Origin of the sequence: Brakhagea slesvicensis, from assembly GCF_052161625.1 — a bacterium.
Lineage (GTDB): Bacteria > Planctomycetota > Planctomycetia > Pirellulales > Pirellulaceae > JBKCUI01.
In genome coordinates this window covers 4,429,229-4,444,067 of the sequence record NZ_CP197412.1, presented here as the reverse complement: position 1 = coordinate 4,444,067, position 14,839 = coordinate 4,429,229, and the positions used below count along the sequence as shown (strand labels likewise).

Genomic DNA, 14,839 nt, shown 5'->3' with positions numbered 1-14,839 from the left:
CTCACTGTGACTAACTGCAGAACGTCTCGGAGCGCGCACTACTCGCAAGATCAACAAAACCCGTAACTGCCACCCCTCAAAAAGCCTCAGAAAAATTTTGCATTTTTTCTTGACAAACCATACGACTCCCATAAAACAAGAGAACCTTAAAATCGCCTTTTAGCCCGACGGAGACCGCCCATGTCTATCATTTGGCAGATGATCCTTTCCATTGGTACGTTCTGCTATGTTGCAAACGAATCTTTCGTCGTCCCGATTGCCGGCGCTAGCAAAGTCGTTTTTCCGGAACTTGTTGACGGCTGCGAACAAGTATTCGCAGTCGAAATCGCAAACAATTCAGAAAAACAAATAGAGGACGTTAAGGGTACGGTGAGCTGCGGATGCTTAAGTATTGACATTCGCGAGACCTCAATCGCCGCTAACGAAAAAATTCATGCCAAAATACGTGTGCGTCCCAATGATAAACCAATCGGTCAGTTTATCCGTTTTTCGGGAGTCGTCGATTCAAAAGATACGCAGCTTGGAGAAGTTAACGTTATTGCGAAGGTAAGGCATCCGTATGAGATTAACAAGAAAAGTTTTATGGTTGGAGAAGAGAGCTTCGGAGCCTGTAGTCTAGATCTGAAACCGAGCGATGGGATCGAAATACAAAAGATTGAATATGTATCTGATTCCGATGCAGTGAAAGCAATCTGGGCTAAGCCATTTACGGTATCCTTTTCCCAAAAACATAAGGGACCATACGATCACCGAACGATTTTCCCAAATGATTTCGAACGCTCAACTCTAGTCGTCCACTTCAGGTGCGGTACGCTGATAGGGAAAAAATCAGAGGAAATTGTATTCTCAAAGCCTCGACGAGCGCAGATATTCCCGTCGTTAGTCGAAGCACGTCGCGAAGAATTTAAAATCGCCTTCAATTTTCTACTTTCAAATTACGGAGGGTCTTCAGAGTCGCTTGCAGTAATTATTCAACTCGATAACGAGACTATTGAATGCGATTTGACCGCGAAGCCTATAGGTGGTTCGAAACACTTTTGCTCTGCTTCGATTTTGCCAATTCATTTCACGAAAGGGCAATAGGCAAGAGCGATGGTCGTAGACGTCGAGACAAAAGAGCCGATTGGCGAATTTACTTTATTCACCTCTGAATAGAAAGCTTAATTGTACGCGTAGAAAATTGTATTTGGCCTTTTTCATAGCTCCCTTTTTTGCCGAGTGTGTCTCTGGAACTTTAGTGGCGCTCGATGGCCCTGGTGAATCAGGAAGAATCGTCATAAATGATGCGAATTGTCTTGACGGGGTGCCCGTCATGGTGAACTGCGAGGTACCGGAGATATCCAATTGTTCCCTTCCCACGTGTACTCCTGCCGGCGTTGGTGGCTGCTTTAATGACATCCCAGGCGATCTACCGGACGTAACTGCGTTTTTTCGCTATGAAAGCGAGGGACAGGGGGCGATTATCCCTACAATCGGTTCGGGCAACGTATACAAAGCTGTAAAAAACGGAAACGGAATTCTCTGCTACACAAAAACACCCTGTTATTGCGAAATCCAAGAAGGCGAAGACTCTGGTTTTTGCCTTGCACTGGAAGACTTTAAACAAGAGTACTTCATCGCTCAATATTCTTTGAATCTCGATCTGCCATGCCCACAGATTGAAAACCCAGGACCCATGGAGTAATAACTAGTACATGAAGTATTCGCGAGGCTTAGTGAAGCCACGCAGTATTGCAAAGCAATCTAATGTTATCGGAGTCATTTCCACACCTCTGATATACCTCAGAGGTATATTCCGAACTCGATGCTATCCGCGATTCGATTTATTTTCCTCTTTGGATAGGGTTTGTGCATGTTACGGCTCATAACAACATTCTTGGTTGGTTTGATTTGTTCACGAACTGCACTACCTCAAGATTCGGCGGAGAGTCGAATTGGAGATTTCCTCGTCCGATCGGGTGTATTTTTGCAAGATTCGATGTTCGATTTCCGTGTCGAGTCATTAAGCGAGAATGGTACACTTGGCATAGGTGGACGGCGAGTTTTTGGCCGTGCATTTTACTGGAACAATGGAATGAACAACCGAATTGACTCCGTTGTGCTGGGGCTTTCAACTCAAGCTATCGATCGACATTCAGCCAAGGAGTCAACGCTTCTCCTCGATACAGTTGCTTACAAATTTCCCCACGCCTCGATTGTGCCGCCACAGAAATTTGAGGTAAAAGCTCGAGTCACCAAGATGACGCGTTCGGCTAGTTTCTATGATCCGTTCACTCTTTCGTCTTGCAGTGTAGTATCGGTTTTATCGCAGCGAGCGAAGCCCATTTTCATGCTAGACTATAAAGTGCTCGAGGAGTCTGAGAATTCCGAAGGTCGTTTCGAAACATGGCTGGTTTTTAGTGAAAACCTTTCTGGTGCACGTGTTGTCTTCTCTAAAGAGGTACCTTGGGCCCCTGAATTGCTGGAGTTCCGTTTTAACCCGAAGAGAAGCGCCGTCGAGAAAAGAAAAGTCGTCACCGTTTCTGACCTGAAATCTTGGAATTTGTTGCGACGAACAAGCTCCAAATGGACGGAGGTGCAACCTGGCCAGATTGCACCAATGCTTGTTCGTCAAGATGCGGACGGACAGGGCAATAGGACAACTACGGAGTACAGTTTTAAGAACTTTAAGAAGATTTCGAAAGAAGATCGCGAGTTGCTAAGGGAAGAGAACTTCACCGCAGACAAGTTATTGGGTGGTACCGATTTCCAGAAGATTTTCGAGTTGTTCGAAGGAGAGACTTCCGTGCCAAAATAGCTTGACTTGCTATTTCAGAGAGTATATTGCACTGTATGTCAATCAGTCGATGCTATCACATTAATATTCTATGGACGTCGAGTTTATTCGCAGTACCAGCTTGCATGTTTAAAACCAATCCCACATTTTTACATAGCTATGAATAACGCGGCGCTAATCGCTTTTGGATTCCTTGAGTGGAGCTCGGTGTTGACCCGTCGAGTTTCAACGATGAATCGAGCGACGCGGGCTTCAACGTCTGGCAATCGGGTCGAAGGATCGTTAGGTTTCGGGACTACAAGGCTCGTTTTAAGCTTCTTTCACCATTAGCAAATGACGTGAAGGCTGGTCTTCGCGTTGCGGCAAAACAGAGAGATGCTAGACCGGATCGTCGAAGACGATCGAGGCGAAACGCCCCGGGGCTGTATTATAGAAGTATAGCGCGTCATGTTCGGTGCTCCAACGGTTGAACGCGGCAGTCACCATGGCCACCGCTACCGAACACTACAACCGAAACCAAGACCACGCCGGGGTTGAAACGACTGGTGCTGCCGTACGCTTACAAATAAGTCGGCCATTGCGACCGGAGATTCCGCGTGGTCGTGGTTGGTTCATCTTGACCCTGCTGGTCTGTCTCGCGTGCGTGAGCGTACACTGACCGGTTCTTGATTTTCCCGACCTGGTCGGTTTCTGTCGTGTAGTTTTCTGCGTACGATCAACGTTTTCACTCGTACGCAAGGAACCTATCTTGGCACAACCATCTTCTGCTTCTCGCTCCCAACGATGGGCGCAGCATCTCGCGGATTTCGACCGCTCAGGACTTACCGTAACCCAATTCTGCGATTCCATCAGTTGTTCCGTTCCAACTTTCTATAACTGGAAGCGCAAGCTTGGCAAGGATCCGGTCCAGCCAGCGTTCCTGCGTGTTCAATCCGTGGATGCTGGCGACTCTGCGATCGAAATCAAGCTCCCAAACGGCGTGCTATTACCGCCTCCAAGACATGTTCGCCTCGTCAGGGTGGACCCCAAGTCGATCCACTCTAGATTACTTGGCAGATCTAACTCATGATGTTTCGGAAAGGCTGATCGAAGCGATGCGAGCCAGACTCATGGCCTCTCGTTGCTTGGGGCTTGATGACACGCACGTCAAGCTGATCATGCCCAAGGAGATACCCGACGAAAAGGAGGCTCTGCAAGACTCCCGAATACAGCGACTCCTTGAGAAGATGAAGGAGGCTCAAAAGGAAAAGAAAGATAGCCTGGATGCCAAAATGTGGGGCTACTCCGGCTTCGACACAACAGCTCCTTATGATCTCTTCGACTTCCGAGTCTCGCGGCATCGCGATGGACCTGCAGAATACTTGGAAGGGTATACCGGGCATGTGATGGCAGACTGTTATTCGGGCAACATGAGCGTGATTCTTGCGCCCGGGTCGAAGATGACCCGCATGGCGTGCTGGTCGCATGCGCGCCGTCATGTCTACGAACATCAATCCAACGATCAGAAAGCCGCATCGCTCCCTCTTGCGCTGATGAACCAGCTTTACGATATCGAGCGTCGCTGCGCGCAGTGGAGCGATGAAGCACGAGGAGAACTGCGAGCCAAAGAATCGCGAATGATACTCGATCGACTCCGCGACTGGCTCGATGGCCCGTTGGCACGAAGCGTGTTACCTGCGAGCAAGCTTGGTGGCGCGCTCAACTATGTGCGCAACCACTGGGATGCGTTATGCGTATACGCCACCGACGGCCGCCTGCCGATCGACAACAATCAAGTCGAAAGGCTCATGAAGCGAGTCGCGATTGGGCGCAAGAACTGGCGTGCGCCTGATGTACTGAGCCGAACATCGGGACGATTACTAGGCTCAGGAGGCCTTGTTGGTAATGTTCGAAGAACCGTGGCCGTCTGATCGGTCATTGTATCTAGGGAGTAAGTTGACTGACTGCGTGAGTCTGTCGGCGAAATAGCTCTCCCGAGAATGTGGGACACAGGTAAAGTCTCAAAGCCGTGGTAGTTCTGCTAGATAGAGTCCGTGCATGGTTACTTTCAGAAATCGACGAACTCCTTCGGGAAATTGCGCCCTCATCTCTGCTAACACTGAGACTGTCCGGAGGTGGAAGCCCGGAATAGGAGATGATTCGGAACGACTGAACACCTTAGCCAGTGGCGAACGGTCCAAGCGATCGGTAACGATCGTGGAAGTTGCTCGAGTGATCAGTTATCGAGTGATGTTTCGAAGGAGCAGCGGACCGCTGTTGGGAGTAAGAACGTCGAAACCTAAACGCGGATGCTTGAGTACCAACAAGGGAACCAGGGAAGCTCGCTGGAGTAGGGTGATCGCGCAATCACCTCGGCCCGCGCCGAGACAGATTTCACCTATGAGGCCAGCGAGTGGCGGAGTCGCCGTAGTAGTCCGATATTGGGAAAGCCAATTGCATGGCGAAGGGCGACAGGTAGTGTCGTTTTGGAACGCGGAAGCGTTGCACCGGGAAAGTGATCGATCTCTGATCGAACGCCGAACCGGGAATCGGGAGGGTTCTCGATGAACGTGGAAGTTGTCCAAAGAAGATTGTGGGAACAGTCCAAGCAACATCGGAGTCTCCGGGAATCAAGTACGCCTCTCTTCCCCGTCGATCCGTACGAAGGAAGAGTCCGCGGCCTGATGGACCTGATGCACCAACCGCAATGGATTGCGGCGGCGTGCGACCGAGTGCTTGTTCGTTCCCGCGGCAAAGTTTCGCCAATTTCGCTCAGGCCAATCACTTGTTTAACTTGCAGACCTTATGTTTGCGATGCCACAAGTTGAAGCATGGCGCGAAGTCATCAAGACACTCTGGAAAGCCGGATGCAGGGAAAGCTTGCACGTCCGGTTTGGGGTTGGGGCCCGGGTGAGACTCCCGGGCCTACACCACTGTTCGTCGGAAGCATGCGAGCCGGGATACGCAATGCAAGCCTCATGAGTCTGGTTGCCAGTGCGCAGCGTCAGGAGATTGACATTGGGATGTACTTGGAGAGTGTGATTACACACTTGCTACGAGGGACAGCGCGCGTGGAGGAGCTGCTACCGGATCGCTGGAAGGCAGAGCACCCGGAAGCTGTGCGCACCTATCGGGAGCAGGAGCGTCGCGATAAGGCTGATAACGCAACGGCCCAAGCTGCGAAGCGTCGAACGCGAAATCAGCTTCGCAAATCGAACTAGCGAACAGAGCGCCACGACGCAACCCTACCCGCGAGAAAATCTCAGAGAGCGTCGTGTACGCTCACACACTATGTGTCGGTATAAGCGGGGGCAAACAATCGTTGTGATGCACGACGGTCAACCGTCTCTCTGGAACTGCGAAGCAGCGTACCAAGAGGGATGGGACAAAGTAGAAATCCTGGATCTTCTTCATGTTCTTCCACGTATCTCGGCATCGGCGAAGATCATTTGTCCTGAGGAGGGTAAGCGTACGCTTACCCCGTACCCCGCAAACACCCCTAGGACCGTCATCGCCTTGAACTGAGGGTTCGCTGCCTCGAGTATTCTGTGGATCTCATCAGGCTTAAATAGCTTCTTGGGCTTCGACGCCTTATCTCGGCGCATGACAGATCTACTTGGCCGGACAAAGTCAGGGCCAAATTTGATTGGAATCGATATCACCCCTGTGTCGAAGAAGTACTTGCATAGCACTCGAATGCGTCCAATCTTATTCCCCGTCGTGTGTACTGCGTACCCTGTCATCGCATGTCGCAGCTTTGTGAAGTGCGCAGATCGCATCGCACCGAGCGGTATCCCGGGCCCCAGGATCCCAATCATCCACTCGACCTCCTGTTCATAGTCTTGGAGTGACCGCTTAGAGAGCTCGCCCGCATCATGCCTGGATCGTCGACTGCGCAAGAATGCGTCACAAGCGTCCCGAAGCTTCAAGCCGCCATCGTCTGGCTTCGGGTCGACCCCATTCGAAGGTCGTCGACAATTGCAACGTACTCCTGCAAAGCCTCGGTTGGGGTCGCCCACCGTTTTCCAAATTGGTACTGTTTGCCGTTGATACGCTTAACTCAGTAGCCCATCTTGTGGGGCGTCAAAGGAAAATCTGGACTGGGCTTGATCAGGGGTTTGTTCATCGGTTACACTCCTCGTCGGTACGGAACACATCGGCTCAACACTCTTCCAACGAAGTGGTTGCGAGTGTGATGTGGAGTGTAACCCTAAAACGGTCCCACTCAAAAGTATCGAAAAACCCTGCAAATTCATTGCTCGGCTCCGTAGCCAAGTGGCTAAGGCAGCGGATTGCAAATCCGCCATCGTGGGTTCAACTCCCACCGGAGCCTCTCTCCAAAAACCCAGTGCTAGCTTTCAAGCTGGCGCTGGGTTTTTTCGTGTTAAGACGGGGTTTTTGCGTGTCACGTTGGGGTCTCCCCCAAGCTGGGGCTCACGAATCAGCGGCACTTGAAGCAGAGACACACTCCAAGGCCTTGTTTTAGGGACACCGACCGGGCCGAGAATTGTTAGGAAGCGATGGCTAACTGTCGGCCGATCGCTTTTCGCAAACGGGCTTCTTCTGCCGGCTGGTGGAGAAACCAATCGACGCACCAAATACGATGGACCGGCCAACCACGTTCTTGGAGTACCTCATTGCGAATGCGGTCGCGATCTCGAGCGGATTTGGCCTCGCGATATCCGGTCCCATCCGATTCGATCGCGATCAAGTATTCGGTTGGAGCATTGGGGTGCCGCACCGCCACATCGAGGAAGCAGCCCGAAACTCCGACGCGGAAGACAGGTTCTAACCCCATCGACCGGACTACGCTCGCGACAGCTTGCTCCAAAGGAGTCTCGGGGTATCGCGACAGGGGTGTCGTGCGGTCGACGGCAAAATCGGATTGGATGAACTGGAGGAAGTCACGCAGCGCGCGGACACCGCGACTTGTATTCCCGCCGGCAGCGATTTGATCGAAGCGAAGGGACGAGAACACCTCCATCCGTTTTCTTGCCCTGGTTACCAAAACATTCAATCGGCGCCACCCCGCATCGAAGTTGATTGGGCCGAATCGTTGGAACACTTTGCCCGTCGTGACATCTGGTCCGTACGTATACGAAAGAAACATCACGTCCCGCTCATCCCCCTGGATGCTCTCTAGATTCTTAATAAAGAGTCCGTCATGGCGGTCACTCAGCCGAGCCACGGCTTCGGCTGCGCGAGGGTCTCGTCGACAAATCATGGCAACTTGGTCATCGATCCATTCGGCTTGTGTTTGATTGAATGCTGCGACCCCGAGAGACTCATCCGAATGTTCCCATGCATGATTGACAATTGCCTGCGCGATTACTTGTCCTTCTCGCTCATTGATTCCTTGAGAGAATCGACCATCTTCGACAAAGTGGCTGCGAATTCCATAACCCGCATCCGGGCCTTTGGGGGAAGGAAAGACGACTAAATCTCCGTCATAGAATTGGTCGTTGGAAAAACGAATCAAGTGCTCGTGCTGGCTGCGATAGTGCCATCGCAATCGGCGACAAGGTTGGAATGCTCGCATGGCCACTTCCAAAATCGATTCAGCACGATCGAATTGCGTTTGGTCCGCTTCCTCGTCTTCAGCAATCTGGCGGTCAAAGAATTGGGTAGGGGGCAATTGTTTTGGATCTCCCACCACCACAAGTTGCTTGGCGCGAAGAATAGCACCGATGGCATCTTCCGGCTTGATCTGCGAGGCTTCGTCCATGATGACGAGATCGAAGGAAATCGACTCGGCAGGAAGATAGCGGGCGAGAGATAGAGGGCTCATCAGGAAACAAGGCTTCAACGCTTGCACGGCGTTTCCTGCTCGGGACATCAGGTCGCGGATCTTGCAGTGTCGCAGTTTCTTGCTGACTTCATGCTTGATCAGTCCAAGCTCTGTAAACTCGCCGACCCGGCCTCGATTCGTACCGATTGGAACGGGTCGCTGGATGAGATTCCTCTGTATATCTTGGGACTTGAGCGCCTGAAACGCGAGGTCGTGTTTCTGATAAGCGGCGATAGCGTCCTCAAGTTCGGTGCGAGTAAACCTTTGCCCCCATGTCGAATCGGAAACGGCAGCCTCTGCAATCCGCTCGAGAAGCGTCAGTTCGAACCCATCCCCCAGTTGTTCCGAAATGGGTTCTTGTTCGAAAGCTTTCCACACGAAGGCGTCGCATTGGCTTCGTTTGCATCGAGCAATGGTTCGGCAAACTCCAAACCAAGCTTCGAGTCGTTCGATCTGAGATTCGAGGCGGTCCATGGGCCCGATGAGATCGTCGTTCAACTCCCCCTTTAAGTCTTGTTCATGTGGCTTGGACCAATGTGCCCAACCCGGGTTCATTTCCGATGTGGTTCCGATGAGCCCGCGGATCTCATTCCACCGAGTTGTCGCGGTTGCCACTTCCGATGCTATCCGACAAAGGGATTCGCAAAGCCGCTCCGCGCCCATTCGATCGAGTTGGCGAATGGCATCCATTCCGAGTCCGAGGGCTTGGAAATCACGGAGCCACTCAATCTCCCTCGCGATCGAACCTCCTTGGTATCGAACATAATTCCATATCAAATGTCGTTTGGGATCCTGCGACTCGGAAAGAACCGATGCGCGTTCACAAGCGTTGCGACGCTCGGTCCAATTGCTAAGAATCTGTTCGAGTTCCGAAATGGGAGAGGACTTTCCGACACCTGCGAGGTTGGCAAATGCAGCCAATTGCTGAATGCCCAACCCCCACTGCGCCAGTTGATGATCCGCTTGTTTCCAGCCCCCTTGGCTCAAGGATGTATTGGGAGAGACAAGTCGCATTGCGATGGGGGAATCAAATTGAAGGCTCCATTGATCCCATGCTCGGAGGAATTCCTCCCAATCCATTTTCTCTTGTATTCTGGATTGCAGTGAGCGAAATCGATTCGCTTGATTTGCATCGGCACCAAACGATTGCAGACGAGCCACTCGCTCCCAGATTTGGGAGACCAGATCCCAATCGGTGTCCTCCTTTTGATAGAGCGATCCAAGACATCGCATCCATTCTGGTCGGTTAGCGAACTCGATTCGCTCCACCTCAAACGACCTCAGCAATTCCAACGAATGGATCATGCGAGAGATGCCACAAAACCTAGGAAAGCTCGCAAAACCTCGGATGGTCTGAAGGGTTGTGCGATACGTGGAGTCCAAAAGTCGCCACCAACGACTCGAGTATTGTTTCAGCGACTCCAGCAAGCGTCTCAACTCGTCCACATGAGGAGTCCTATCGAGTTGAAAGTGTTTTTCCAGTTCTCGCCGCCTCGTTTGCAGTTGCTGGTTTGTTTCAAGAGCAGCAGCGATGGATCTCCTCGTAGATTCGAGGAACCATTCTTGTGGAATTGATTCGAGACCGTTCCAGACGGGTTCCCCCAGCAAGGCCAGCATCTTGGCCTTTCGAATCGACTCATCGATCCGCTCCAATGGCTCTTGGATCACGTCAGAAATGGTCTGCACATGATTCTGCAGCCTTTCTTGAATCGAGCGCGTCGTCGACACCCAGCTTTCAACGGCCTCCAAGGTGAGAACAGGAGCAGAGGGATCGAATCGTCTTAATAGCTCCAGAGCGAAGTCGTTGGGGATTCTAGAGTCGTCGTCCCTGTATTCTTTCCATAGCGGCCAGATCCGATCTAGCGTCGCTTCGCATCGAACCATGGTTCCAACGCAACCTTCCATTTCCAAAGCGATCGATTGCAATTCCGGATCGACTAGAGTTTCCCATGCGATTCCCGAACCTTGCTTATAGGAAGCTCCGAGTTCTTGGATGCGATCCGACGGCGGGTCGCTTAAAAAGAGATTCGATCGGTTGCGAGAACCAAGAAGATTATCGAGAGCTCGCCGTTCTTCGTCGATGGAATGTGCCAGAGCTCGCAGTTGGGAAATGCATTCTTTGACAGTGGTCAATCGGGAGGCAGAGAAATCCTCTGGAAAGAATCCAAACCATTCGCTCTGTGACGGGGACCCGAATTCATTGGCAGTGCGAGCGAACGCGTTTAGAGCCGTTTTGCACTCGTCCAACTCTTCTCGCGAGAGGTTTAGATCCAATTCGGTGGATTGTAATGACACCAGCCCTTGCTGTCGCAAGGGAATCATGCGCCACAACAATTCATGAAGTGGTTCGCGGTAGGGCCCCGACTCTTGGTTTGTCCAATTCAAATAAGACTCGATTGTCTCTTTTGCGCTCTGGATCTGTTCGCGTGTCTTGGACAATAGTGGATTGGGGGATGGAGATGGGCAGTTCAATCGCGTTGCGAGCGACTCGAAGACACACTTCGGTGCAACCGAATGTCCGTGCATTTCCAGGCAGTATGTTCCAAGCCCGATGCTGTTCAAGCGTTTGGCGACAACATCCAAGGCCGCGAGTTTTTCAGCAACAAACAGGACTCGTTTCCCCTGGTTCATCGCATGCGCAATGGCGTTGGCAATGGTCTGCGATTTACCTGTCCCTGGTGGTCCTTCGATGACCAGGCTCTTTCCTTCCGAGATATCGGCGATTGCGGAGTGTTGAGAGCTATCGGCATCGAGAGGGAGTTCGATCTGACAGGCCGAGCGGTGCGCATCGATCGCATAATCTTCTGCGTACAATGATGGCTGGGCATTTCCGATGGATCCCACCATCAGTCGATAGGGGAGTGCGTCCGATTTTAGAGCATCCGTCCGTTCCCAATTCTCAGGATGGATATCCGCGTACATAGAGAGTTTGTGAAACGAGAAGAACCCGAGGAGCATGGTCTCCGTAATTTGCCAACCTGGTTTGCTTTGTAATACCGGTTGGATAGAGGCGAAGAATGCGGAGGGCGTCTCATCCTCCGACCGATCGGGGAGTGTGAGGCGAAAGTCGGTTTCCAATTTTTTTCTCAGACTGGGATTGGTCTGCACATCGTCTTCATCCCAAGCTACAAAATATTCGAGTTCGCCAGATGGTTGAACTCGAGAACGAATTTCGACGGGGACCAGGAGGATTGGAGCAAGGCGATATTCGTCCGTGGTGGGAGCTTCCTCTTTCCATTTCAGGAATCCGACTGCGAGATGCAGGTAGTTGATACCCGTCTCTTCGATGATTGTCTTTGCATCGCGAGAAACACTTCTCAACAAATCCTCCAACTCCTCGGTTTGGTAAGGGGTATGGAGGTGTTCCTGTTCGCTATCGACTGAAAGCGGGTTGATTTTCATCGGTCTGAACTGTTCGACCAATCGATGGAAAACGGTATCGGGTTGTTGGCCTTCGAGCAGGACCGTCTTTCGTTTCCGAATCTTGTAGTTCAGCAGCGGATTGCGGAGGCTCAGGTCGAGCAGTTTGGATTGGAAACGCAGCAGTTCGCTTCGAATGTCGATCGCGTTTTCAGTCATAGTGATGAGCTTCGGTTGGTGTATTGGCTTTGTGGGTGCATCGGAGTTTCGAAGTCGGCCCGCATCGTAACCAGGGTGTGGATTGCGTAAGAGGAGGCACCATCGACGTTACGATTGGTATAACCGAAATAACAGGAACGTCCTTTTTGTGAAAGTTTGAGGAATAGGAAGACTGGACTCGATTTCGGTGACATTGTTGGTTGGACAAATTTTTAGGCATAGGGCCTAGAGTCCGTTTTGATTTCCATTCACCGAATTCGCCATGCGTTCACATTGCCTCCAAACGCTCGCGCTGCTATTCGCCATTATCCTCCCTATCGAGCCACTTCTGTCGCAGTCTGTGATTTCGAGGAACACATCCTCCATTGATTCCCAGGGCGGGTTGGAGCCTTATCGGGTCACGGAGGTCGCGACGGCGGAAATCGGATTAGTGCGAGAAATCTTCGTCAAGCGAGGCGAAACAGTCGTCACGGGAATGCCTCTTGGACGTTTGGACGATGAGCAGCAGAAGGTGGCGTTGAAAGAGGCAGAAGCTGACGCTTTGGCAACAGGAATGATCGAAACCGCCCGCAAGGAAGTCCAATTCAACGAGAAGCGAGTGGCTGTCACCCAAGCGCTCGTCGAGGATGGAAAGGCGAGCCCGAGAGAACTGGAACGCTATGTCATGGAGTGGGAAATTGCGGCGGCGAAGCTCCGCGCGCAGGAGGAGTCTAAGCAGATCGCCAAGGTCCGTCGTGAAAAGGCCATGGTCTCACTCAAAGATCGCACCATTCGAGCTCCACACGATGGATTGATCGACGAGATCTTTCGTGGGGAAGGGGAGTACATTGCGAGCAATTCCCCTTCATTCGTTCGTCTCATCGACGTCTCCCGATTACGAGCCACGTTCATGTTACCGGAGGAGTTGGCCGACAAATTTCGAAACCGTGTCGAAGCGGAGATCAGGCTACCGAGCCATTCCGTCGTTTCGGGAAAGATCGAGTATCTATCTCCATTTGCCAGTGCGGAGGGGAGAACCATCGTGATGACCGTTTTGATCGAGAATCCTGATCTATCCATTCGATCCGCTCATTGCGAGCTCGTACTGCCTTAGATGGAGATTCGAAGATGACCGATCCTCTCTCATTCCGAAAAAAGGGCGCAGAGTCCTGTCAAGATCCATCCTCCGATCTGTGCTCGACATTGATCGACGTCGATTCAACGCTCAGTCAGCTATCCAATGCCGGTGCGTTGCTCGAGGAGTCCCTCGATGCGAGCGAGCAGATTCTGCGAGAGTTAGCTGTTGGTTCGCAACTGGATGAAAGAGAAACCGGAGTCCATAGAATGGCGAATGGGGTCGCATCCCCTTCGCCGACGCCTCCAGGGTTGGACCCCATGGATCCCAATTTCCTGGACCGATGGCTTTCTAGTGCGAGCCAGGTCTTTGAGTCCGCCGTGGGTTTCGTTTTGGTGAATGCGACGGGAAAGATATTGGAGAGCTATTTCAAAGGTTTTGACAGTGTACCGTTGCGATTGCAGTCCGGGATGCTGACCAAGATTGCGAAGCAAGCCATTCTCGATTCGAGCGTTCTCTTGTCCGTGAGCAGCATCGCTGCAAACGATTCCGAGGACGATCCCACCACGCCTGCTTCGGGCAGCAACTCTTTTTGCGTCAACCTCAATCGGTTGAGTCAAATCACGAAGAGACCACTTCTCGCGTTCGTCTGGCGACTCCGTCATTCCTCAGGCATCGCCATGCTCATTGCGGATGCTTCGATCAACGCCGAAGAGAAGATTCGATTGGCGCAGATTGTGGAGCATCAACCCACAGAAGCGAGGTTGGTACGGTTAGAGCGTGAGCTCGACGCTTGGTATCTCATCAAACGATGCAAGTGGGCCATTCGTTGGTTTCATCGAGCGGACTGGATCAAATCGCACCCTCGAGCCTTTGCGATTCCCGCGATCTGTGCGGTATTAAGTCTCTTGTGCCCGGTTCCCTATTACCCCAAACGGGAATGTATTTTCGAGCCGGAATTCAAGCAGTTTGTTCCTAGTCCCGTAGAAGGCCGTATCGCGAAATGCCTGGTACGACCAGGGGATCGAGTTGAGGCAGGCCAGTTGTTGGCCAGTCTGGATGGCGAAGAGATGAAGCGTGAGCTCGCAACTGCGGAAGCGGAGTTGGAGGGAGCACAGAAGAAATTCAATTCGGCGATGGCATCAAAATCGTCCGGTGAACTGGGGCTTGCAAAGGTGGAGATACAAAAGTCAGAGGCCAAGATTCACAATCTTCGCGATCAATTGCAGCGGCTCGAAGTGAGAGCGACGACCGAGGGGGTGATCGTGCAAGGGGATTGGCAGAAGAGTGTTGGCATGCCTGTAACGCTCGGACAAAATCTATTTGAAATTGCAAAGCTGGAATCGATGACAGCGGAAGTGCATTTGTCAGCACAAGATCTGGGACAAATCACGGTAGGAGATCGCGTTGCGATCCGTACAGATGTATCGGGAGGCCATACGTTTGTTGGTGAGATTGGCCGCATCGAACCCCGCGCGAAGATCGAAGATACACAAGCGATCTTTGTTGCTGATGTGGTGATCAGCGATCCTCACTTCGAATTGCGACCCGGCATGAAAGCTAGTGCGCAGATCACGGCAGGCTGGCGATCCGTCGGATGGCTCCTGTTTTCTCGTCCCTATCGATGGTTCCTTAACCAGTGGGTCTGGTAGCCAGATGCAGG

The 14,839-nt window shown here is 51.9% G+C and carries 9 protein-coding genes, 1 tRNA gene and 1 pseudogene; 10 read left to right on the top strand and 1 reads right to left on the bottom strand.

Annotated elements, in window-relative coordinates:
- Window positions 1-180: 180 nt before the first annotated feature.
- The 8 genes and pseudogenes from SH467x_RS16815 (at window position 181) to SH467x_RS16780 (ending at window position 7,088) form a co-directional block, all read left to right on the top strand.
- Window positions 181-1,083, top strand: a complete 903-nt coding sequence (locus SH467x_RS16815; RefSeq protein ID WP_482368264.1) for a hypothetical protein — start codon at window positions 181-183, stop codon at window positions 1,081-1,083.
- A 103-nt stretch (window positions 1,084-1,186) separates the two neighbouring features.
- Window positions 1,187-1,684, top strand: a complete 498-nt coding sequence (locus SH467x_RS16810) for a hypothetical protein (protein WP_482368263.1) — start codon at window positions 1,187-1,189, stop codon at window positions 1,682-1,684.
- Between the two features lie 390 nt (window positions 1,685-2,074).
- Window positions 2,075-2,797 (top strand): hypothetical protein, encoded by a 723-nt coding sequence (locus tag SH467x_RS16805; protein ID WP_482368262.1) that lies wholly within the window; start codon window positions 2,075-2,077, stop codon window positions 2,795-2,797.
- 727 nt (window positions 2,798-3,524) lie between these two features.
- Window positions 3,525-3,701: pseudogene (tnpA, locus tag SH467x_RS16800) on the top strand (IS66 family insertion sequence element accessory protein TnpA); the annotation flags it as partial.
- The gene (locus tag SH467x_RS16795) at window positions 3,700-4,686 is read left to right on the top strand and encodes an IS66 family transposase (protein ID WP_482368261.1); all 987 of its coding nucleotides are present in this window, start codon (window positions 3,700-3,702) and stop codon (window positions 4,684-4,686) included. The pseudogene tnpA and the gene SH467x_RS16795, both read left to right, overlap by 2 nt.
- 900 nt (window positions 4,687-5,586) lie before the next feature.
- Window positions 5,587-5,976: a hypothetical protein gene (locus SH467x_RS16790; protein WP_482368260.1), complete on the top strand. Its 390-nt coding sequence runs from the start codon at window positions 5,587-5,589 to the stop codon at window positions 5,974-5,976.
- A 70-nt stretch (window positions 5,977-6,046) separates the two neighbouring features.
- Entirely contained in the window at window positions 6,047-6,280 is a 234-nt protein-coding gene (locus SH467x_RS16785; RefSeq protein WP_482368259.1) for a hypothetical protein, read from the top strand.
- 736 nt (window positions 6,281-7,016) lie between these two features.
- Window positions 7,017-7,088, top strand: a tRNA-Cys gene (locus SH467x_RS16780).
- Window positions 7,089-7,265: 177 nt separating this feature from the next.
- Here SH467x_RS16780 and SH467x_RS16775 read toward each other — a convergent pair.
- On the bottom strand, window positions 7,266-12,122 hold the full coding sequence (locus SH467x_RS16775) for a DUF4011 domain-containing protein (protein WP_482368258.1): 4,857 nt from the start codon (window positions 12,120-12,122) through the stop codon (window positions 7,266-7,268).
- A 262-nt stretch (window positions 12,123-12,384) separates the two neighbouring features.
- Between SH467x_RS16775 and SH467x_RS16770 the strand changes: the two genes are divergently transcribed.
- A complete protein-coding gene (locus tag SH467x_RS16770; protein ID WP_482368257.1) occupies window positions 12,385-13,215 on the top strand; it encodes an efflux RND transporter periplasmic adaptor subunit in 831 nt (276 codons plus the stop codon).
- Between the two features lie 14 nt (window positions 13,216-13,229).
- On the top strand, window positions 13,230-14,828 hold the full coding sequence (locus SH467x_RS16765) for an efflux RND transporter periplasmic adaptor subunit (RefSeq protein ID WP_482368256.1): 1,599 nt from the start codon (window positions 13,230-13,232) through the stop codon (window positions 14,826-14,828).
- Window positions 14,829-14,839: the final 11 nt, after the last annotated feature.